The following is a 19,046-nucleotide window of genomic DNA, read 5'->3' on the forward strand; positions in this document are numbered from 1 at the left end:
GCGTTTCAGAGAGTGGGAACGGTATAGCTCCGTATCGCCACTAACAAAGCCGCGGCACTCGCACCGCGACAATCCACAACTTTTTCTGCGCCAGCGGCCCGCGCCATCTCTTGGACCCGCGGGCTAGGCACGAACAACGGCAGCTGCGCCACCTGTGGCCAATCGGGGCCAGCCAGGGCTTGCAGGTGTAAAAAACCCTGTCCACTGCTGACCACCAGGCCGTTCAAGCGTTCCAACTGGATGCGTTGCATCAGTACACCGGCGTCGTAGGCCGGAAGCAAACGGCGATACAACTCCAGATAGTCGACACTAGCACCTTGCTCGCGCAAACGCTCCGCCAGCAGCTCCCGACCACCCTCACCCCGCAGAATCAAGACTCGGGCGTGTGGGGGTGCGATAGCCTCGCGCAAAGCAGGCAATTGAAGCAGGGCCTCACTGTCATCGCCTGTAGGGGGATACTGAACGTTAAGGCCATGCTCGGCCAGTACCTGCGCGGTGGCGGCACCGACACTGAACCATCGCAGATGCGGCCAGGCTTGACCCAACTGCTGCACGGCAAGGCGCGCGGCCGGCTTGCTGACAACGATTACGGCACAGTAGCGACCCAGGTCACGGAAGACGGCTTGTTGTTCAGGTGTGACGGGGAGCGGCTCGATGTCCAGCAACGGCAAGCTGCTGCTGAAAATACCGGCTTCGGACAACGAGGCCGCCAGGGCCATCGATTCCTCGGCAGGCCGCGTCAGCAGCACACGCCATTCGGTCACTGCGGGCCGGCCTCGCCGTAGACTTTCTGCAGAATCGCACCAGCGCCCTTATCCAGCAGCGCTTGCGCCACCTGGATACCCAACGCCGTAGCATCACACTGCGGACCACGGACCTCGGCGGTCAGCAGGTTGCCGCCTTCCGGGTCTCCGACCAAGCCACGCAACCACAGGTTTTCACCTTCGAGCACGGCGTAGCAGGCGATCGGCACTTGGCAGCCACCGTTGAGGTGCTTGTTCAGGGCACGCTCAGCCGTGACGCGTACTTCAGTGTCGTGGTGATCCAGGGGTTTGAGCAGGGCGTGGATATCACTGTCGGCGGTACGGCATTCAATGCCGACGGCGCCCTGCCCACCGGCAGGCAGGCTGTCCTCGACGCTGATGGCCGAAGTGATACGGTCTTCGAAACCCAGACGGATCAGGCCAGCCGCTGCGAGGATGATCGCGTCATATTCACCCGCATCCAGCTTCGCCAGGCGGGTGTTGACGTTGCCGCGCAGGAAGCGGATCTGCAGGTCCGGGCGGCGGGTCAGCAACTGTGCCTGGCGACGCAGGCTCGACGTACCGACGATGCTGCCCAAAGGCAGCGCATCCAGGGACGCGTAAGTATTGGAAACGAAGGCATCACGCGGGTCTTCACGCTCGCAGATGCAAAACAGGCCCAAGCCTTCAGGGAAGTCCATGGGCACGTCTTTCATCGAGTGCACGGCAATGTCCGCTTCGTTTTCCAGCAGCGCGGTTTCCAGCTCTTTGACAAACAGGCCCTTGCCGCCGATTTTCGACAGTGGCGAGTCGAGCAGTTTGTCACCGCGACTGACCATGGGCACCAGGGACACCTTGAGGCCGGGGTGGGCCTGCTCCAGGCGTGCTTTGACGTATTCGGCCTGCCACAAGGCCAGGGCGCTTTTACGGGTGGCGATGCGGATTTCGCGAGAGGACATGGATCAATCCGTACTGAATAGATACGGCAGATAATAACAGCTCAGGCAAATATGCCTTGATTTGTATCAGCAAGTGCGCGGCCTCCCTGGCCACGTCGCACCGGGATAACGAATGCAGACCTCGCCACGCCTCGGCCTAAAGCTGCTGCATCATTTTGCGCACGCCGGCGACATGGCGTCGGCTGACGATCAACGCATCGCCGTTAAGCCCTTTGAGGAACAACTGAAAATGCCCCAGGGGCGTACGTTGCAGGCGCTCGATTCGCTCGCGGGCCACCAGCGCATTGCGGTGGATACGCACGAAGCGGTCGCCGAATTCATCCTCAAGGGCCTTGAGCGGTTCATCGAGCAAGACTTCACCGCCTTGGTGGCGCAAGGTCACGTACTTGTGATCCGCAATAAAATAAACCACCTCGCCCAAGGGGATCAGCTCGATACCTTTGCGTGTGCGTGCGCTGATATGGCTGCGCGGCCCGTTACCACTTTGGGCGGCAGGCTGAGTCAGGGCAGCAAGCTGGACGCGGGTTGGGCGCTCGGCCTTTTTAAGGGCTTTGAGCAAGGTTTCGCCCGCCACCGGTTTGGTGAGGAAGCTGACACCACTGGCTTCAAGCGTCTCCGCAGAGAACTCTTCACCGGCTGCGCAGAACACCACAGCGGGTGGTGACTCTCGCTCGCTCAATCGGGCGGCAACTTGCAGGCCATCAAGGCCTGGCATACGGATATCGAGCAACACCACATCCGGCTTGAGGCTGTCGATCAGCGTCAACGCCTCTTCGCCCGTGGTGGCGCTCGGCTCTAGTACTGCATAACCCTCGAGTTCACTGACCAAACGGCTCAGTCGCTCGCGGGCTTGGGGTTCGTCATCAACGATCAGGACATTCATATTGCGCTGGATTCCTGCGTGAGTCTCGCACAAGGATAGCGTAGACAGGTGCGGTGACTTGCGTCACAGCGATCCACGCTAAGACTAGCGCGAGCGGCAAAAAGTGCCCTGAGAGTGGCACCCATATTTACCCGGACCTGTTCAATAGCGCCCAAGACCTGCTGCCTTCGGGCATTGTCGTAGGGTTTGCTGATACACAATCCGAATCCCCCCTTTCAAATGGATAGTCCGGGTTCTGACCGCATCACCGGACTTTGGTGCATTCACACACTATCAGTCCAACTGTAGACGCTCGCTGCGACGACATTGCTCAATCGTCAAATATCGTTTCAATAAGCCTCTGCACCAGTCTCGTCCTCGACGCGGTCGGCGGCAAGGCACTTAGCCATCCATTGCGCAAATAAAAATGCCGACCACCCGCAGCACCGCCTCTGCGGACAACCCTGTTATTATCGGCGGCACACTTCCCAGTCTCCTTATAAGCAGATCACGAGCGAACTCATGAGCACCGACAAGACCAACCAGTCCTGGGGCGGCCGCTTCAGTGAACCCGTCGACGCCTTCGTCGCCCGCTTCACCGCCTCCGTCACCTTCGACCAGCGCCTGTACCGCCATGACATCATGGGCTCCATCGCCCACGCGACGATGCTGGCCAAGGTCGGCGTGCTGACCGACGCCGAGCGCGACAGCATCATCGACGGCCTCAACACCATCCGTGGCGAGATCGAAGCCGGCACGTTTGACTGGCGCGTCGACCTGGAAGACGTGCACATGAACATCGAAGCCCGCCTCACCGACCGCATCGGTGTGACCGGCAAAAAACTGCACACCGGCCGTAGCCGTAACGACCAGGTCGCCACCGATATCCGTCTGTGGCTGCGTGATGAAATCGACCTGATCCTGGGCGAAATCACCCGCCTGCAGAAAGGCCTGCTGGAACAGGCAGAGCGTGAGTCGGACACCATCATGCCCGGCTTCACTCACCTGCAGACCGCGCAACCCGTGACCTTCGGCCACCACTTGCTGGCCTGGTTCGAAATGCTCAGTCGCGACTATGAACGCTTGGTGGACTGCCGCAAGCGCGCCAACCGCATGCCATTGGGCAGCGCCGCGCTGGCCGGCACCACGTACCCGATCGACCGCGAGTACACCGCGCAATTGCTGGGCTTCGACGCCGTCGGCGGTAACTCGCTGGATGGTGTGTCGGACCGTGACTTCGCCATCGAATTCTGCGCCGCCGCCAGCATCGCGATGATGCACCTGTCGCGCTTCTCCGAAGAGCTGGTGCTGTGGACCAGCGCGCAATTCCAGTTCATCGACCTGCCGGACCGCTTCTGCACCGGCAGCTCGATCATGCCGCAAAAGAAAAACCCCGACGTGCCCGAGCTGGTGCGTGGCAAGAGTGGCCGCGTATTCGGCGCCTTGATGGGCCTGCTGACCCTGATGAAAGGCCAACCACTGGCCTACAACAAGGACAACCAGGAAGACAAGGAGCCGTTGTTCGACGCCGCCGACACCCTGCGCGACTCGCTGCGCGCATTTGCCGACATGATCCCGGCGATCAAGCCCAAGCACGCGATCATGCGTGAAGCGGCGCTGCGCGGGTTCTCCACCGCGACCGACCTGGCGGACTACCTGGTACGCCGTGGCCTGCCGTTCCGCGACTGCCACGAAATCGTTGGTCACGCGGTGAAGTACGGCGTGGACACCGGCAAGGACTTGGCGGAAATGAGCCTGGAAGAACTGCGTCAGTTCAGCGACCAGATCGAGCAGGACGTGTTTGCCGTGCTGACCCTGGAAGGCTCGGTAAATGCCCGCAATCACATCGGCGGTACTGCGCCGGCGCAGGTGAAAGCAGCTGTGTTGCGCGGCCAGGCCTTACTGGCTAGCCGCTGAAAAATGTGGGAGGGGGCTTGCCCCCGATAGCGGTGGGCCAGCCAGCACACGTGTTGCCTGACACTCTGCTATCGGGGGCAAGCCCCCTCCCACACTTGATCACTTTTTGGCCGCGATCATCGCCATAAACGCCGGCATCGCCGCCTCCCTGTCTGCCGCCACTTTCTGGGCGTTGGGCATGGCATGCAACCTTTCCAGCAACGCCTTGGCCGCCGGCATTCCATCCAGCACATCCAGTCCAAACAGCTTCTCGCCCACCGCACAGGCGAGGTTCACGCTGTACATGAAATACAAATCCGCAATCGTGAAGCTCTCCCCCGCCACATACGGCGCGAACTTGCCGTGCCGACCCAACGAACCAAAACCCAACAACAACTCGGCCTTGGACTTCTCCTTGATCGCCTCCGCCACCGGCATTCCAAAAAACGCCTCGGCGAAACATGCACGGGCAGGCAGTTCGATATACAGCTCAATCTCGCGACATAACGCCAGCACCTGAGCACGCTGAAACGGCTCGGCCGGAAGCAGCGCACGGCCCTCCTGGGTGTGCTCGATGTATTCGAGGATCACGCTGGTCTCGTTGATAAACCCCTGCTTCACGCCCAGCACCGGCACCTTGCCGCGCGGGCTGACAGCCAAGGCCTCTGGGGTTTGCCCGGCATAAAAGGGCACCTCTTCGAACGGCAACCCTTTCTCCAGCAGCGCCAGCTTGACCATGTTGTAGTAGTTGCTGACCGAAAATCCGTAAAGCTTGAGCATCGCAAAGCCTCCAGGCCGTGTGCGGGGTTGGCTGCAAGCGTTATAGCGCCCCCCGCCTGGCCGTGCCAGCAGCATCACCCGCCTGAATGGGGGTAGACTGGCGCCCTTTCCTTGAGGAGCCTGCCATGAGCGAGCCGACCGATATCGACAACGACGAAGAAGAATTCGCCGAAACCACCCTGATCGAAGCGATCGAGAACCAGATCGAAAGCGAAAACCCACCAGCGGCCAAGGCCACGTTCAACAAGCTGACCCTGGTGGGCTACGAGCGTGAAGAGATCCTGCAACTGATGGCTCACGTGCTGGCTGTCGAGATCGACGCATTGCTGGAAGAAGACCGTGCCTTCAATACCGAATGGTATGAAACTGCACTGCGCGCCTTGCCGGAATTGCCGCCTGAAAAGCAATAATTGCTCCTACTGGACAGTTCGGCAAAGTGCGTTCACCTTATGGCCTGCTAGCCTCTAATAAATTCTTAGAAAGTCTGGAGTCCTTATGTCGTATACCCCTGAGTTGGTTGCCGAACTGGAAATCCTTGTACTCTTCCCATTGGACAGCACCAAAGAAGGTCTGAAAGTCCACCAGACCGCCGCGCCTACTGCCATCGCCGCTGCCAAACGCCTCCACGCGAAAGGACTTATCGACCAGCCGGACGGGGGCTACCTGACCAGCCTTGGCCGGGACGCCGCAGAGCAGGCCCAGACCCTGCTGACTATCTTGACCACTGCCACTACCAAAGAAGCCGCCTGATACCTATACCGCCCATGGAGTCCGCCTCTTGCGGATTCCGGGGGCGTTGCTGTGGAAGTGCGAAAATTCTGACGTCAAAATCTATTTCCCTCTAAACCTCCTACGCTACTGGCTGTAAACTCCTACACGGCCGCCCACGTCGGGCCCTGCGAGCCACCGAGTTCGACATGACCCGCACCCATGAAATCCGCCCCGACCTGGACGAAGGCATCGACCGTAAGGTGCTGGCTCAATTGCGCGCGCGTTTCATGGCCCTCAACGAAGGGCGCATGGCCCGGGCCGTCGAGGGGCTGACACCCCGCCAGCAAAGCGTGCTGACCCTGTTGCCGTTGTTCTTCCACGTCAACCACCCGCTGCTGCCCGGTTATGTGTCGGGCAGCACGCCGGCAGGCCTGTCGAATTTCGAACCCGACACCCAAGCCCTGGCAGAAGCCCAGCGCCTGACCCGCTCGTTCTCCTACAAGCCACGCCACGGCAACCCGCCGCGACCGATCCACGGCCTGTTCCTGATGGGCAGCCTTGGCACCCTGGCCCAAGCCGACCAGAGCGACATGGATGTGTGGGTCTGCCACGCCGCCGACCTGAGTGAGAGTGAACTGGCCGAACTGCGCAAAAAATGCCAGTTGCTGGAAGCCTGGGCCCTGACCATGGGCGCCGAGGCGCATTTCTTCCTGATCGAGCCGACACGCTTTGTGCTCGGCGAGCGCGACACTCAACTGAGCTCCGATGACTGCGGCACCACCCAGCATTACCTGCTGCTGGACGAGTTCTACCGCACCGCCATCTGGCTCGCCGGGCGTACGCCGATCTGGTGGCTGGTGCCGGTGTACGAAGAGACCCACTATGCCGAGTTCACCCACACGCTGATTTCCAAGCGTTTTATCCGTGCCGATGAAACCCTGGACCTCGGCCATCTGGCACGCATTCCCCCGGGTGAATTCATCGGCGCCGGGCTGTGGCAATTGTTCAAGGGCATCGAGTCGCCCTACAAATCCGTGCTCAAGCTGCTGCTGACTGAGGTCTACGCCAGCGAACACCCGAACGTGCACTGCCTGAGCCTGCGCTTCAAGCGTGCGGTATTCGCCAACCAGATGGACCTGGATGAGCTGGACCCGTACATCGTGGTGTACCGCCGTATCGAGGAATACCTCAAGGCCCGCCATGAACCCGAGCGCCTGGAGCTGGTGCGACGCGCGCTGTACCTGAAGGTCAACCGCAAGCTCAGCGCCGGCCAGCGCACCACCGGTTGGCAACGGCTGCTGCTGGAGCGTCTGGCCCACGAATGGGGCTGGGACCAGCGCCAATTGACGCTGCTCGACAGCCGCAGCCAATGGAAAGTGCGCCAGGTGGCCTCGGAGCGCCGGGCGCTGGTCAGCGAGCTCAATTACAGCTATCGCTTCCTGACCCAGTTCGCCCGGACCGAACAGACCGTCAGCCTGATCAACAAACGCGACCTCAATGTGCTGGGGCGGCGCCTGTACGCCGCGTTCGAGCGCAAGGCCGGCAAAGTCGAGTTCATCAACCCCGGCATCGCCCCGGACCTGGCCGAAGACACGCTGACCCTGGTGCAATCGCCCAACCGCAAGGAGCCGGGCCAGCACCACTGGGGCCTGTACAACGGTAACCTGACAGCCCTGGAATGGGAGCATTTCGCGCCGATCAAACGCAGCCGCGATCTGCTGGAAATGCTCACCTGGTGCCATCGCAACGGCGTGATCGACAGCAGCACGCGCCTGGCCTTGCACCCCGGCACCAGCGACATGACTGAATTCGAGCTGTTCAACCTGTTGGGCAGCCTGCAACAGACCATCGCCCTGCCCCTGGCCAGCGTGGATGAAGACCGTTTGCTGCGCTCGGCAGTGCCCGAGGAAGTGTTGCTGCTGATCAACGTCGGCGTCGACCCGCTCAAGCATCACCGTGACCTGAATATCCTGATGACCACCGAGCGCACCGATTCCCTGAGCTATGCCGGTGTGCGCGATAACTTGGTGCTGACCCTGGACCAGGTCACGCTCAATAGCTGGAACGAGGTGATGGTCAGCCGCTATGACGGCCCCCACGCCTTGCTCGACTGCCTGCGCGATTACCTCAACCAGTTACCGCCGGACCACCTGCCACGCCTGCGAGTGCGCTGCTTCTGCCACAACCGTGCGCAATTCATTGCGCAGCGGGTGGAAGAGATCTTCGACACCGCGCAGAACCTGCTGCTGGGCCAGGGCAACCACCGCTATCTGCTCCAGGTGCAGCAGCACTATCACGTGATGGAACTGATGCCGGGCCAAGCCACCCATGTGTCGTTGCCGACCCAGGATGCGCTGATCGCCTACCTCAGCGAAGAACTGGCCAGCTACAGCCCGCTGCACCTGGACGCCATGGCCCTGGAAGACCACGACCTGGCGCTGCTGTTGCCCATGGGCCAGGCCGATAGCGTGCAGGTGTTCTACCGGGTCAACGAAGGCTTCGCCGAGCTGTATGTGTTGGATGAATTCAACGCGCTCTGGCAGCAGCGCTTGCCGTTCCATGATGAACAGAGCCTGTTGGCGCCTTTGCAGCGTTTTTTACAGTCGATCATTTATCGCCGCGACGCGCTGTCGCCGCTGGACCCGCAAGAGCCGCTGGGCGCGGTGCACATCTTGTATTACCAACTATTGCCTGCGGGCAGCGGTCGCGCGCGCGGCATCGAGCCTCGACCGGCGCCGCTGAACCCGGCAAACAAACCGTTTTATGACGTACAGGCGATTATCGGCAAAGCAGCGCCGGGTCAGGTGGGGATTACCCTGTACTGCAATCAGCGGGAGTTTTCCGAGCTGGAATTTGGCGACCAGCTGTTTGCAGTGGTCGCCCAGGAAATCGTCGGGCAACGCCGGGAGACCGAGCGTTACCGCTGCTACATCACTGACCTGGACCTGTCCGGCCTGCTCGGCGATGTGCAAAGCCCGAGCAACCTGTACCTGCGTTACAAGGCCGAGCTGGAGCTGTCGCTCAACGAGGCGCTGAGCCAGATTTAGCACGCTGCCTTTTAAAGCGAGAAGGCACCTAAAGCGAAAAGGCGCCGCCGTCTTTTGGCTGGCCTTCGACACTGAGCAGTTCGAGCTTGAGGGTCTTGCCGCCCGGTGCAGGCCAATCGATATGCTGACCGACCTTTAGGCCGAGCAACGCACTGCCCACCGGCGCCAGGATCGAGATCTTGCCTTCATCGGCGTTGGCGTCCTTGGGGTAAACCAACGTCAGGTGGTAGTCCTTGCCACTGCCTTGCTCGCGGCAATGCACACTGGAATTCATGGTCACGACCGTTGCAGGCACTTCATCGTGGCCAACCACTTCTTCGGCGCGGTCGAGTTCGTGCTGAAGGGCTTCGACACCCGGCGAGTCCTCGCCTACACGGTCGATCAGTTGCTCAAGACGCTGCACGTCGAGACGGGTAAGAATGATGGAAGGTGCGGTCATGATTGAGGCAGACTCCTTTTTTCTGCACAAAAAAGCAAAACCCCGCCAGGAAAAGGCGGGGTTCTCACGGGCCTCGATGAGTTGAGGCGTACCCGGACACTACCACAGCGTCACAAATAAACAAGACGGCCTCAGGCGTGGGCCCGGCGCTGCTCGGCCTCGGCACAGATCACCCGGCGCCGGGCATCGTCGGCAGAGCGCCATTCACGGATATCTTCCACGTGGCGGAAGCAGCCGAGGCAGACTTTCTGCTCGTCCAGGCGACACAAACTGATACAAGGTGACGGCACCGCCGGGCTGACATTGCTGAACAGCGGCTTGGGCGGGCGGACAGGTGCAGGCTGGGTCACGTTCAGATCTCGTCGAAATCCAGGTCGGCGCCGGTGTACTCGCTGACCAGGCGCGCGAGCATTTCACTCAGCAGCTCTTCACTCTTGTCGCACTGCCATTTGCCGCTTTCTTCGTCGTAGTCGAAGTGAACGCCGCCGGAACGCGCAGCCAGCCACAGCTGACGCAACGGCTCCTGGCGGCTGAAGATCAACTGCTGGCCGCTCTCGAACTTGACGGTCAGCACGCCGGCCGAGTTTTCCAGGTCCACGTCCAGGCCGCTGTCGTCGAAAATATCTTCCAGCGCCTGCTGGGTCGAATCCACCAGGTCGTGAAAACGGGCTTCGGTCAAACTCATTGTGGCAACCTCAAAAGTGTCTGGTTTTGCTCAAGCGCCGCACGATACGGGCGAGCCCCGCCGATTGCAAAGGATACCGATTTCAACACGATTGACGGCGTGAAATATCCTCAACCAGCGTAGTCCGCTTCCCGACTGTCTCGGCAAAGCCCCGCCGGACGGGTATTCCGGCGCATAGGCAAGCTGGCGGGTGGTCGGTATACTCGGGCGCAATTAATGCATATTCAAGGATTTCGCCATGAAGCGCCTGATCTCTTCCCTTGCTGCGCTCGTCGCGGTCGCTTGCCTCGTTAGTGCCTGTGGTCAAAAAGGCCCGCTGTACCTGCCCGATGACAGCAAAGACCCGAATGAACAGGCGCAATCGTCGCAAAAACCTTCCAAAGCGCATAAGCACGACACCTACGAATAAGGGTACTCCATGGACGCTTTTAACTACCGGGACGGCGAGCTGTTCGCGGAAGGCGTGGCGTTGTCCGCGATTGCCGAGCGCTTTGGTACCCCGACCTATGTGTACTCGCGTGCGCATATCGAAGCCCAGTACCGCTCCTTCACCGACGCGCTCGATGGCGTGCCGCACCTGGTGTGCTACGCGGTCAAGGCCAACTCCAACCTGGGCGTACTGAATGTCCTGGCGCGCCTGGGCGCTGGTTTCGACATCGTCTCCCGTGGCGAGCTGGAACGTGTACTGGCTGCCGGCGGCAAGGCTGACAAGATCGTCTTCTCCGGTGTAGGCAAGACCCGCGAAGACATGCGTCGCGCCCTGGAAGTCGGCGTGCACTGCTTCAACATCGAATCCACCGACGAGCTGGAGCGCCTGCAAGGGGTGGCCGCCGAGATGGGCGTTCGTGCGCCGATCTCCCTGCGCGTCAACCCGGATGTCGACGCCGGCACCCACCCTTACATTTCCACCGGTCTCAAAGAGAACAAGTTCGGCATCGCCATTGCCGACGCCGAAGACGTGTACATCCGCGCCGCGCAACTGCCGAACCTGGAAGTGTTGGGCGTCGACTGCCATATCGGCTCGCAACTGACCAGCCTGCCTCCGTTCCTGGATGCGCTCGACCGCCTGTTGGCGCTGATCGACCGCCTGAGCGAATGCGGCATCTACCTGCACCACATCGACCTGGGTGGCGGTGTGGGCGTGCGTTACCGCGATGAAGAGCCGCCGCTGATTGCCGACTATATCCAAGCCGTGCGCGAGCGCATCGAAGGCCGCGACCTGACGCTGATGTTCGAGCCGGGCCGTTATATCGTCGCCAACGCGGGCGTGCTGCTGACCCAGGTCGAGTACCTCAAGCACACCGAACACAAGGATTTCGCCATCGTCGATGCGGCGATGAACGACCTGATCCGCCCCGCGCTGTACCAGGCCTGGATGAATGTCACCGCCGTGACGCCTCGCAACAGCGAAGCCCGCGCCTATGACATCGTCGGCCCGATCTGCGAGACCGGCGACTTCCTGGCCAAGGATCGTCAGCTGGCCCTGGAAGAAGGCGATCTGCTGGCCGTGCATTCGGCCGGTGCCTACGGGTTTGTCATGAGTTCCAACTACAACACCCGCGGGCGTACCGCCGAGGTGCTGGTGGACGGTGATCAAGCGTTCGAAGTGCGTCGCCGCGAGACGGTAGCCGAGTTGTATGCTGGCGAAAGCCTGCTGCCGGAGTAAGCCATGCTGCTGCGTTTTACCAAGATGCACGGGCTGGGCAATGATTTCATGGTCCTCGACCTGGTCAGCCAGCACGCGCATATTCTGCCTAAACACGCTAAACAGTGGGGCGACCGTCACACCGGCATCGGTTTTGATCAATTGCTGATCGTCGAAGCGCCAAGCAACCCGGAGGTGGATTTCCGTTACCGGATCTTCAACTCCGACGGTTCCGAAGTGGAGCAGTGCGGCAACGGCGCGCGCTGCTTCGCGCGCTTCGTGCTGGACAAGCGCCTGACCGCCAAACGGCAGATCCGCGTCGAGACCAAGAGCGGCGTGATCGAGCTAGATATCCGCAGCGACGGCCAGATCAGCGTCAACATGGGCGCGCCACGCCTGGTGCCGGCGGACATTCCGTTCGAGGCCACCGAGCAGGCTGTCAGCTATGCGCTGGACGTCGACGGCAAGACCGTCGACATCGCCGCCGTGTCCATGGGCAATCCCCACGCGGTGCTGCGCGTCAACGACATCAACAACGCGCCCGTGCATGAATGGGGGCCGAAGATCGAACACCACCCGCGCTTTCCGGCACGGGTCAACGTGGGCTTCCTGCAGGTGATCGACCGTACCCGCGCGCAATTGCGTGTGTGGGAACGCGGCGCCGGCGAAACCCAGGCCTGCGGTACCGGTGCTTGCGCCGCTGCCGTGGCCGCGATCAGCCAGGGGTGGATGGATTCGCCGCTGCTGATCGACCTGCCCGGTGGACGCTTGTCCATCGAGTGGGCAGGCCCTGGCCACCCGGTGATGATGACCGGGCCGGCCTCGCGCGTATACGAAGGACAGGTCCGTCTATGAGTGAGTCAAGCCAATGACCGATAAGCCTCAAGTACCCGCACAAGCAATCCCGAGCGACAGCCTGGAGGCCGCTACCGTCGCGGCGTATCTTGAGGCTAATCCGGACTTCTTCGTCGAGCACGAAGAGTTGCTGCCGGCACTGCGCATCCCCCATCAACGCGGCGATACGGTGTCGCTGGTGGAGCGGCAGATGAAGATCCTGCGTGAGCGCAATATCGAAATGCGCCACAAGCTCTCGCACTTGATGGACGTTGCCCGCGACAACGACCGCCTGTTCGAGAAAACCCGTCGCCTGATTCTGACCCTGATGGACGCCACCAGCCTGGAAGAAACGGTGATCGCCGTGGAAGACAGCCTGCGTCAGGACTTCCAGGTGCCATTCGTGAGCCTGATCCTGTTCAGCGACAACCCGATGCCGGTGGGCCGGTGGGTCAGCGGCAGCGATGCACAAACCGCCATCGGCGGACTGCTGTCCGAAGGCAAGACCATCAGCGGCACCTTGCGTGAGCATGAACTGGACTTCCTGTTTGGCGCTGAACAGCGCAAGCAGATCGGCTCCACCGCCGTGGTCGCCCTCAGCCATCAGGGCCTGCACGGCGTGTTGGCCATCGCCAGCCGCGATCCTCAGCACTATAAAAGCTCAGTCGGCACGCTGTTCCTGACCTACATCGCCGAAGTGCTGGGCCGCGTCCTGCCGCGCTTCACCACCGCCCTGCGCGCGGTGCGCTAGCGATGGAACGGCAACTGGACGCTTACTGCGCTCACCTGCGCAACGAGCGCCAGGTGTCGCCCCATACCCTGGAAGCCTACCGACGGGACTTGAACAAGGTCCTGGCGTACTGCGAGAAACAACAGATCAGCAGCTGGAAAGCCCTGGACATCCAGAGCCTGCGCAGCCTGATCGCGCGCCTGCACCAGGCCGGCCAGTCCTCGCGCAGCCTGTCGCGCCTGCTCTCGGCGGTGCGCGGGCTCTATCATTACCTTAACCGTGAAGGCCTCTGCGACCACGACCCGGCCAACGGCCTGTCGCCGCCCAAGGGTGAGCGACGCCTGCCCAAGACCCTGGACACTGACCGCGCCCTGCAATTGCTGGATGGCGCCGTCGAGGACGACTTCCTCGCTCATCGCGACCAGGCGATCCTGGAGCTGTTCTATTCCTCGGGTTTGCGTTTGTCAGAGCTGACCGGCCTGAACCTGGATCAATTGGACCTCGCCGACGGCCTGGTGCAGGTGCTCGGCAAGGGCAGCAAGACCCGCGTCCTGCCGGTGGGCCGCAAAGCGCGGGAAGCCTTGCAGCTGTGGCTGCCGCTGCGCCTGCTGACCAACCCGGCGGATGACGCGGTGTTTGTCAGCCAACAAGGCCGCCGCCTGGGGCCACGCGCGATTCAGGTGCGGGTCAAGGCCGCCGGCGAGCGCGAGTTGGGGCAGAACCTGCACCCACACATGCTGCGACACTCTTTTGCCAGCCATATGCTGGAATCTTCCCAAGACCTGCGCGCGGTTCAAGAGCTGCTCGGCCACTCCGACATCAAGACCACACAGATCTACACCCATCTGGACTTCCAACACCTGGCAACGGTGTATGACAGCGCCCATCCACGGGCCAAACGCATCAAGGGCGGCGACTCATGAGTATCAAGCTGATCACCTTCGACCTGGACGACACGCTCTGGGACAACGTACCTGTCATCATCAGCGCCGAGGCGTCGATGCGCGAATGGCTGGCGGCAAACGCGTCCAAGGTCGGCGACCTGCCCCTGGAGCATTTCGCCAGCCTGCGCCAGCAGGTGCTGCAACGTCATCCAGAACTCAAACACCGCATCAGCATCCTGCGCCACCGAGTGTTGATACATGCGTTTGAAGAAGCCGGTTATCCACAGCCTGAAGCCACGCAAATGGCGGATGTGTGCTTTGAGGCATTCATTCACGCGCGGCACCAGCTCACGGTATTCCCAGAAGCCGAGCCGATGCTGCACGCCCTGCGCCAGCACTTTTTGCTCGGGGTGATCACCAACGGCAATGCCGATGTGCAGCGCGTGGGCCTGGCGGATTACTTTCACTTTGCCCTGCGCGCCGAAGATATCGGCATCGCCAAGCCGGATGCCCGCTTGTTTCAGGAGGCGTTGCAGCGCGGTGGCGTGGAGGCCGGGGCGGCGGTGCATGTGGGCGATCACCCAGGCGATGACATTGCCGGGGCGCAGCAGGCCGGGCTGCGGGCGGTGTGGTTTAACCCGACGGGTAAAGCCTGGGAAGGGGAAAAGCACCCGGATGCGCAGATTCGCAGCCTGAACGAGTTGCCGCCATTGCTGCAGAGCTGGCAGTAACACCGAAGATCCAAATGTGGGAGGGGGCTTGCCCACTCCCACATTTGCATCACCACAAGGCTCAAACAAATCATCAGGCATGAAAAAACCCGCAGCGACGGCGGGCTTTTTCTTACAAGCAGGTGTCTGACCTCAGATAGGTCGGCTGCCGTACTTGTTATCCGGCTTCTTCGGTGGGTCTGCCACCACGTTAGCCTCGACTTCCTGCACTTTGCCGCCTTTAGCGAGGAATTCTTCCATCGCACGGGCCAGGGCATCACGCTCTTTGTTCTTGGCTTCAACGCTCGGCAATTCATCTACCGACACCGCTGCCTTGGCTTTGCCTTTGGCAGCCGGGACAGGTGCATCATCGCCACCGTCGTCGTCAGCAACGTCTTCCGCCGCCGCTTCAAGACCTTCTTCGGTGTCGTCTTCGTCACCTACTTCGAGTTCGTCGTTTTCCAGATCATCGTCGCTCATGTTCTACCTCATGACTTGCGAAAAGCAGATTAGTTATAGCCCAGCTTCACCCTCTGTCGACGGCGGCTGGAAAAAAATCAACATCCACCGGATAACCAGTGGCTTATGCCCCATCACCGTGCAAGGTGGCGAGGACTTTACGAGCACCGCCATGATCACGGTGCTCGCCCAGATAAACACCTTGCCAGGTCCCCATCGCCAAGCGGCCGGCCTTCACCGGCAAACTCAGCTGGCAGCCCAGGAGACTGGCCTTGAAGTGCGCCGGCAGGTCATCCGGACCTTCGTCGTTGTGTTCGAACCCTGCAAGGCCTTGCGGCACCAGCGAGTTGAAAAAACGTTCGAAGTCACGGCGAACCGCCGGATCGGCATTCTCGTTGACGGTCAACGAGGCCGAGGTGTGCTGCAGCCACAGATGCAACAAGCCCACGCGGCAGGCCCTTAATTCAGGCAAGCCGGCCAGCAACTCATCGGTCACCAAGTGAAAGCCCCGGGGCTTGGCCCGCAGAGTAATCAGGGTCTGTTGCCACATACAGTTCTCCGCCCATCGGCGCGCATTCTAGCGCGCTCTGGGAAAAAACAAAGTGCCGAATACGCCTACATGGCTGTAAGACATTCGCACGCAGAAAAGTGCCGTGTGCGCCCCATCACAAACTTGAGGCGAAAACCGGTACAGCTTGTTATGACTGACAAACGCCAGGCAAAAAAATGCCCGGCGAGCCGGGCATCTTTTTTTCGCGTACTTACAAGTTGTAGCCGCGCTCGTTGTGTTGTGCCAGGTCGAGGCCGACAGCCTCTTCTTCTTCGGTGACCCGCAGGCCCATGACCATGTCCAGCACCTTGAGGATGATGTAGGTCACGATGGCGGTGTAGATCACGGTGAAGCCGACGCCTTTGCACTGAATCCAGACCTGGGCCGCGATATCAGTGGTCGCCGCGTTGAAGCCACCCATCGATGGTGCAGCAAAGACACCGGTCAGGATCGCACCGAGGATACCGCCGATACCGTGTACACCAAAGGCGTCCAGGGAATCGTCGTAGCCCAGTTTACGTTTCAGCGTCGTTGCGCAGAAGAAGCACACGACACCCGCCGCCAGGCCGATGATCAGCGCGCCCATCGGGCCTACGGTGCCCGCAGCCGGAGTGATCGCAACCAGACCCGCCACCACACCCGAGGCGATGCCCAGTGCGCTTGGCTTACCGTGGGTGATCCATTCGGCAAACATCCAACCCAACGCCGCCGCAGCGGTAGCGATCTGGGTGACCAGCATCGCCATGCCGGCGGTGCCGTTAGCGGCAGCGGCAGAACCGGCGTTGAAGCCAAACCAGCCGATCCACAGCATGGCGGCACCGATCAGGGTGTAACCAAGGTTGTGCGGGGCCATGGGCGTGGTCGGGAAGCCTTTGCGCTTGCCGAGCACGAGGCACGCCACCAGGCCAGCCACACCGGCGTTGATGTGAACCACGGTGCCGCCGGCGAAGTCCAGCACGCCCCAGTCCCACATCAGGCCACCGTTACCGCTCCAGACCATGTGCGCGATCGGCGCATAGACCAGGGTGAACCAGATAGCCATGAAGATCAGCATCGCCGAGAACTTCATGCGTTCGGCGAAAGCACCGACGATCAGCGCCGGGGTGATGATGGCGAAGGTCATCTGGAAGGTGATGAACACGGCTTCCGGGAACAGCGCCGCAGGCCCGGTGATGCTGGCCGGGGTAACGCCCGCCAGGAACGCCTTGCCCATGCCGCCGAAGAAGGAATTGAAGTTGACGACGCCCTGCTCCATCCCGGTCGTATCGAACGCGATGCTGTAACCGTAGACGACCCACAGGATGCTGATCAGGCCAGTGATGGCGAAGCACTGCATCATCACCGACAGAATATTTTTGGAACGAACCATGCCGCCGTAGAACAGCGCCAGGCCCGGGATGGTCATGAACAGCACCAAGGCGGTGGCGGTCAGCATCCAGGCGGTGTCGCCGGAATTGAGGACTGGAGCAGCCACTTCGTCTGCCGCCATGGCCAGGCTTGGCATTACGATGGACAACAGGGCTCCGAGCCCTGCGAATTTACGCAGAGTCATATTGTTTTCTCCTGGGGCGTTGGGGTTTGGCGGCTTAGATTGCGTCGGTATCGGTTTCGCCGGTACGGATGCGAATAGCCTGTTCCAGATTGACCACGAAGATCTTGCCGTCACCAATCTTGCCGGTGTTGGCGGCCTTGGTTATCGCCTCGATAACCCGGTCAAGATCCTTGTCGTCAATGGCGACATCAATCTTCACCTTCGGCAGGAAATCGACCACGTATTCCGCGCCGCGGTACAGCTCGGTGTGACCCTTCTGCCGACCGAAGCCTTTGACCTCAGTAACGGTAATGCCCTGCACGCCGATCTCGGACAACGACTCGCGTACATCGTCCAACTTGAACGGCTTGATGATGGCAGTGACTAGCTTCATGAAAACTCTCTCCCGAATTGGTGGACTTGCCCCAGGAAAACAAACCCGTCTCAAGTCTAAGCGCAGTGCCTGGCTTTGTAACGCATCGTCGCCTCGGCATTTGCCTTTGCGACGCCAGCGAACCACTGGTGACGAAACCTGTACCCCTGATCCGTCGGCGCACTGCATTCGTCACAGCGACTGCATCAGTGCATGGGTCATGATCGTCTAAGCAGAAACCTTGCCAGCTCCGTAAAAATCACTGAAATCAGTCCTTTGCCCACTTATGCCGACCCAGCGCCGGTGCTGGCGACCACAATGCGCACAAAAACAGTGCGCCACCGCCCAGCCCCCTGCGCGAAAAGCGTGCGCCCGGGTCACGAAAAGACTATAGACGCTGCGTGATACACTGCCGGCCAACAGTTTTCCGGAATATTTCCCATGCTCGCGCCCAAAGACCTCCTCGACGCCCTGAGCGGCCACGCCTCTCGCCTGTTCAGCGGTGACACCCCCCTGCCCCGCAATGAAATCGAAAGCCAGTTCAAGGCGTTGCTGCAGAGCGGCTTCAGCAAGCTCGACCTGGTCAGCCGGGAAGAATTCGACAGCCAGATGGTGGTGCTCGCCCGTACGCGCGCACGCCTGGAGAGCCTGGAGGCGAAGGTAGCGGAGCTTGAAGCACGGTTGACGCCAGCAGGCGAATAACCGGCCTCCATGGCCAGCCTGCTGACCGCGCTGTTGATGGTTGCTCTATCCGCTAGCGTCGGGGCGTGATGCTGCTCAGCAGCGCCGTCGCCGGCGTATGCGACCCGTTGCAATCGTCGATCATTCCGCTGTTTGCAGACGACGATCAGTTCTCCCTGGCACTGCGCACCAAAAGCATGCTGTCGTCCATTCCCATTCTGCTCGGGCCGATCCTGGGCCGGCTCGCCAACCGCCTGCCCCGCAACCTCTGCGTCGCGGCGGGCTTTGCACTGTTGGGGAGCAGTTTCGCCATGAACGGCCTGATCGCTCAGTTAGGCATCGCGCTGAGCATCACGTCGTTGGGTGCAATGATGACGGGCTTGTCGTTGCGGGTGTTCCTGATCCCTGATTTGCGCACGTTCATGCGCGCCCCCGACACACAACTCAACGATGCCTACCTGGCCAACTACCCCAGCGCCTTTGCACGTTGATACGTCCTGTAAAAGTCTGCTCCCTTGCACCTGCAA

Annotated in this window: 23 protein-coding genes; 12 read left to right on the plus strand and 11 right to left on the minus strand. The window is 61.1% G+C overall.

What is annotated here, in order from left to right:
• Nucleotides 1–5 precede the first annotated feature (5 nt).
• The 3 genes from QCBJ_RS30430 to QCBJ_RS16310 all read right to left on the minus strand — a co-directional run bounded on the left by QCBJ_RS30430 (nt 6) and on the right by QCBJ_RS16310 (nt 2,585).
• Nucleotides 6–764, minus strand: a complete 759-nt coding sequence (locus QCBJ_RS30430; RefSeq protein WP_015886491.1) for a uroporphyrinogen-III synthase — start codon at nt 762–764, stop codon at nt 6–8.
• Nucleotides 761–1,702, minus strand: coding sequence for a hydroxymethylbilane synthase (hemC, locus tag QCBJ_RS16305; RefSeq protein ID WP_015886492.1), 942 nt, complete (start codon nt 1,700–1,702; stop codon nt 761–763). Before hemC ends, QCBJ_RS30430 begins: the two co-directional genes overlap by 4 nt.
• Before the next feature lie 136 nt (nt 1,703–1,838).
• On the minus strand, nt 1,839–2,585 hold the full coding sequence (locus QCBJ_RS16310) for a LytTR family DNA-binding domain-containing protein (RefSeq protein WP_015886493.1): 747 nt from the start codon (nt 2,583–2,585) through the stop codon (nt 1,839–1,841).
• 501 nt (nt 2,586–3,086) lie between these two features.
• On the opposite strand from QCBJ_RS16310, the gene argH reads away from it, so the two are divergent.
• Nucleotides 3,087–4,481 carry an argininosuccinate lyase gene (argH, locus tag QCBJ_RS16315; protein WP_046034880.1) on the plus strand — a complete coding sequence of 465 codons (1,395 nt, stop codon included), beginning with the start codon at nt 3,087–3,089 and terminating at the stop codon, nt 4,479–4,481.
• A 99-nt stretch (nt 4,482–4,580) separates the two neighbouring features.
• On the opposite strand, the gene QCBJ_RS16320 is transcribed toward argH, so the two are convergent.
• Nucleotides 4,581–5,240: a glutathione S-transferase family protein gene (locus QCBJ_RS16320; protein ID WP_046034879.1), complete on the minus strand. Its 660-nt coding sequence runs from the start codon at nt 5,238–5,240 to the stop codon at nt 4,581–4,583.
• Between the two features lie 125 nt (nt 5,241–5,365).
• Between QCBJ_RS16320 and QCBJ_RS16325 the strand changes: the two genes are divergently transcribed.
• The 3 genes from QCBJ_RS16325 to QCBJ_RS16335 all read left to right on the plus strand — a co-directional run bounded on the left by QCBJ_RS16325 (nt 5,366) and on the right by QCBJ_RS16335 (nt 8,998).
• Nucleotides 5,366–5,650, plus strand: a complete 285-nt coding sequence (locus tag QCBJ_RS16325) for a hypothetical protein (protein ID WP_010207441.1) — start codon at nt 5,366–5,368, stop codon at nt 5,648–5,650.
• Nucleotides 5,651–5,735: 85 nt separating this feature from the next.
• A complete protein-coding gene (locus tag QCBJ_RS16330; RefSeq protein ID WP_010207442.1) occupies nt 5,736–5,990 on the plus strand; it encodes a TIGR02647 family protein in 255 nt (84 codons plus the stop codon).
• 167 nt (nt 5,991–6,157) lie between these two features.
• On the plus strand, nt 6,158–8,998 hold the full coding sequence (locus QCBJ_RS16335; RefSeq protein ID WP_015886496.1) for a class I adenylate cyclase: 2,841 nt from the start codon (nt 6,158–6,160) through the stop codon (nt 8,996–8,998).
• 28 nt (nt 8,999–9,026) lie between these two features.
• On the opposite strand, the gene rnk is transcribed toward QCBJ_RS16335, so the two are convergent.
• The 3 genes from rnk to cyaY all read right to left on the minus strand — a co-directional run bounded on the left by rnk (nt 9,027) and on the right by cyaY (nt 10,122).
• Nucleotides 9,027–9,437, minus strand: a complete 411-nt coding sequence (gene rnk, locus QCBJ_RS16340) for a nucleoside diphosphate kinase regulator (RefSeq protein ID WP_015886497.1) — start codon at nt 9,435–9,437, stop codon at nt 9,027–9,029.
• 131 nt (nt 9,438–9,568) lie between these two features.
• Nucleotides 9,569–9,787, minus strand: coding sequence for a DUF1289 domain-containing protein (locus tag QCBJ_RS16345; RefSeq protein ID WP_015886498.1), 219 nt, complete (start codon nt 9,785–9,787; stop codon nt 9,569–9,571).
• Nucleotides 9,788–9,789: 2 nt separating this feature from the next.
• On the minus strand, nt 9,790–10,122 hold the full coding sequence (gene cyaY / locus QCBJ_RS16350; RefSeq protein WP_015886499.1) for an iron donor protein CyaY: 333 nt from the start codon (nt 10,120–10,122) through the stop codon (nt 9,790–9,792).
• Between the two features lie 238 nt (nt 10,123–10,360).
• Between cyaY and QCBJ_RS16355 the strand changes: the two genes are divergently transcribed.
• Genes QCBJ_RS16355 through QCBJ_RS16380 form a run of 6 tightly spaced genes read left to right on the plus strand, consistent with a single transcriptional unit; the run spans nt 10,361 to nt 14,946 of the window.
• Entirely contained in the window at nt 10,361–10,531 is a 171-nt protein-coding gene (locus QCBJ_RS16355; protein ID WP_010207449.1) for a lipoprotein, read from the plus strand.
• Between the two features lie 9 nt (nt 10,532–10,540).
• Nucleotides 10,541–11,788: a diaminopimelate decarboxylase gene (gene lysA / locus QCBJ_RS16360; RefSeq protein WP_102061196.1), complete on the plus strand. Its 1,248-nt coding sequence runs from the start codon at nt 10,541–10,543 to the stop codon at nt 11,786–11,788.
• Nucleotides 11,789–11,791: 3 nt separating this feature from the next.
• Nucleotides 11,792–12,622 carry a diaminopimelate epimerase gene (gene dapF / locus QCBJ_RS16365; protein ID WP_015886501.1) on the plus strand — a complete coding sequence of 277 codons (831 nt, stop codon included), beginning with the start codon at nt 11,792–11,794 and terminating at the stop codon, nt 12,620–12,622.
• A gap of 13 nt (nt 12,623–12,635) precedes the next feature.
• Entirely contained in the window at nt 12,636–13,352 is a 717-nt protein-coding gene (locus QCBJ_RS16370) for a DUF484 family protein (RefSeq protein WP_015886502.1), read from the plus strand.
• Between the two features lie 2 nt (nt 13,353–13,354).
• Complete coding sequence (xerC, locus tag QCBJ_RS16375; protein ID WP_010207453.1) at nt 13,355–14,254, plus strand: tyrosine recombinase XerC; 900 nt, start codon at nt 13,355–13,357, stop codon at nt 14,252–14,254.
• Nucleotides 14,251–14,946 carry an HAD family hydrolase gene (locus QCBJ_RS16380; protein ID WP_102061197.1) on the plus strand — a complete coding sequence of 232 codons (696 nt, stop codon included), beginning with the start codon at nt 14,251–14,253 and terminating at the stop codon, nt 14,944–14,946. The genes xerC and QCBJ_RS16380 overlap by 4 nt, the downstream gene beginning before the upstream one ends.
• Nucleotides 14,947–15,078: 132 nt before the next feature.
• Here QCBJ_RS16380 and sutA read toward each other — a convergent pair whose 3' ends face one another.
• From sutA to glnK, 4 genes are all read right to left on the minus strand, one after another.
• A complete protein-coding gene (gene sutA, locus QCBJ_RS16385) occupies nt 15,079–15,405 on the minus strand; it encodes a transcriptional regulator SutA (RefSeq protein ID WP_015886504.1) in 327 nt (108 codons plus the stop codon).
• 103 nt (nt 15,406–15,508) lie between these two features.
• Nucleotides 15,509–15,934, minus strand: a complete 426-nt coding sequence (locus QCBJ_RS16390) for a secondary thiamine-phosphate synthase enzyme YjbQ (protein WP_015886505.1) — start codon at nt 15,932–15,934, stop codon at nt 15,509–15,511.
• Nucleotides 15,935–16,145: 211 nt separating this feature from the next.
• Nucleotides 16,146–17,486, minus strand: coding sequence for an ammonium transporter (locus QCBJ_RS16395; RefSeq protein ID WP_015886506.1), 1,341 nt, complete (start codon nt 17,484–17,486; stop codon nt 16,146–16,148).
• A gap of 34 nt (nt 17,487–17,520) precedes the next feature.
• Nucleotides 17,521–17,859: a P-II family nitrogen regulator gene (gene glnK, locus QCBJ_RS16400; protein WP_002555808.1), complete on the minus strand. Its 339-nt coding sequence runs from the start codon at nt 17,857–17,859 to the stop codon at nt 17,521–17,523.
• Between the two features lie 420 nt (nt 17,860–18,279).
• Here glnK and QCBJ_RS16405 point away from each other — a divergent pair, with 420 nt between their 5' ends.
• The gene (locus QCBJ_RS16405) at nt 18,280–18,540 is read left to right on the plus strand and encodes an accessory factor UbiK family protein (RefSeq protein WP_010207460.1); all 261 of its coding nucleotides are present in this window, start codon (nt 18,280–18,282) and stop codon (nt 18,538–18,540) included.
• A 65-nt stretch (nt 18,541–18,605) separates the two neighbouring features.
• Nucleotides 18,606–19,010, plus strand: a complete 405-nt coding sequence (locus QCBJ_RS16410) for a hypothetical protein (RefSeq protein ID WP_177410666.1) — start codon at nt 18,606–18,608, stop codon at nt 19,008–19,010.
• Nucleotides 19,011–19,046 lie beyond the last annotated feature (36 nt).

Source organism: Pseudomonas sp. QC2 (assembly GCF_002859085.1).
Taxonomy (GTDB): Bacteria; Pseudomonadota; Gammaproteobacteria; order Pseudomonadales; family Pseudomonadaceae; genus Aquipseudomonas; species Aquipseudomonas petroselini.

Excerpts from the sequence above, each read along its gene's own strand:
- QCBJ_RS16320 (WP_046034879.1), bottom strand. The coding sequence starts at position 5,240 with ATGCTCAAGCTTTACGGATTTTCGGTCAGCAACTACTACAACATGGTC.
- hemC (WP_015886492.1), bottom strand. The coding sequence starts at position 1,702 with ATGTCCTCTCGCGAAATCCGCATCGCCACCCGTAAAAGCGCCCTGGCC.
- QCBJ_RS16370 (WP_015886502.1), top strand. The coding sequence starts at position 12,636 with ATGACCGATAAGCCTCAAGTACCCGCACAAGCAATCCCGAGCGACAGC.
- cyaY (WP_015886499.1), bottom strand. The coding sequence starts at position 10,122 with ATGAGTTTGACCGAAGCCCGTTTTCACGACCTGGTGGATTCGACCCAG.
- glnK (WP_002555808.1), bottom strand. The coding sequence starts at position 17,859 with ATGAAGCTAGTCACTGCCATCATCAAGCCGTTCAAGTTGGACGATGTA.
- QCBJ_RS16310 (WP_015886493.1), bottom strand. The coding sequence starts at position 2,585 with ATGAATGTCCTGATCGTTGATGACGAACCCCAAGCCCGCGAGCGACTG.
- sutA (WP_015886504.1), bottom strand. The coding sequence starts at position 15,405 with ATGAGCGACGATGATCTGGAAAACGACGAACTCGAAGTAGGTGACGAA.
- dapF (WP_015886501.1), top strand. The coding sequence starts at position 11,792 with ATGCTGCTGCGTTTTACCAAGATGCACGGGCTGGGCAATGATTTCATG.
- QCBJ_RS16330 (WP_010207442.1), top strand. The coding sequence starts at position 5,736 with ATGTCGTATACCCCTGAGTTGGTTGCCGAACTGGAAATCCTTGTACTC.
- xerC (WP_010207453.1), top strand. The coding sequence starts at position 13,355 with ATGGAACGGCAACTGGACGCTTACTGCGCTCACCTGCGCAACGAGCGC.
- QCBJ_RS16395 (WP_015886506.1), bottom strand. The coding sequence starts at position 17,486 with ATGACTCTGCGTAAATTCGCAGGGCTCGGAGCCCTGTTGTCCATCGTA.
- QCBJ_RS16380 (WP_102061197.1), top strand. The coding sequence starts at position 14,251 with ATGAGTATCAAGCTGATCACCTTCGACCTGGACGACACGCTCTGGGAC.
- QCBJ_RS16405 (WP_010207460.1), top strand. The coding sequence starts at position 18,280 with ATGCTCGCGCCCAAAGACCTCCTCGACGCCCTGAGCGGCCACGCCTCT.
- argH (WP_046034880.1), top strand. The coding sequence starts at position 3,087 with ATGAGCACCGACAAGACCAACCAGTCCTGGGGCGGCCGCTTCAGTGAA.
- QCBJ_RS16335 (WP_015886496.1), top strand. The coding sequence starts at position 6,158 with ATGACCCGCACCCATGAAATCCGCCCCGACCTGGACGAAGGCATCGAC.
- QCBJ_RS16390 (WP_015886505.1), bottom strand. The coding sequence starts at position 15,934 with ATGTGGCAACAGACCCTGATTACTCTGCGGGCCAAGCCCCGGGGCTTT.
- lysA (WP_102061196.1), top strand. The coding sequence starts at position 10,541 with ATGGACGCTTTTAACTACCGGGACGGCGAGCTGTTCGCGGAAGGCGTG.
- rnk (WP_015886497.1), bottom strand. The coding sequence starts at position 9,437 with ATGACCGCACCTTCCATCATTCTTACCCGTCTCGACGTGCAGCGTCTT.
- QCBJ_RS16325 (WP_010207441.1), top strand. The coding sequence starts at position 5,366 with ATGAGCGAGCCGACCGATATCGACAACGACGAAGAAGAATTCGCCGAA.
- QCBJ_RS16355 (WP_010207449.1), top strand. The coding sequence starts at position 10,361 with ATGAAGCGCCTGATCTCTTCCCTTGCTGCGCTCGTCGCGGTCGCTTGC.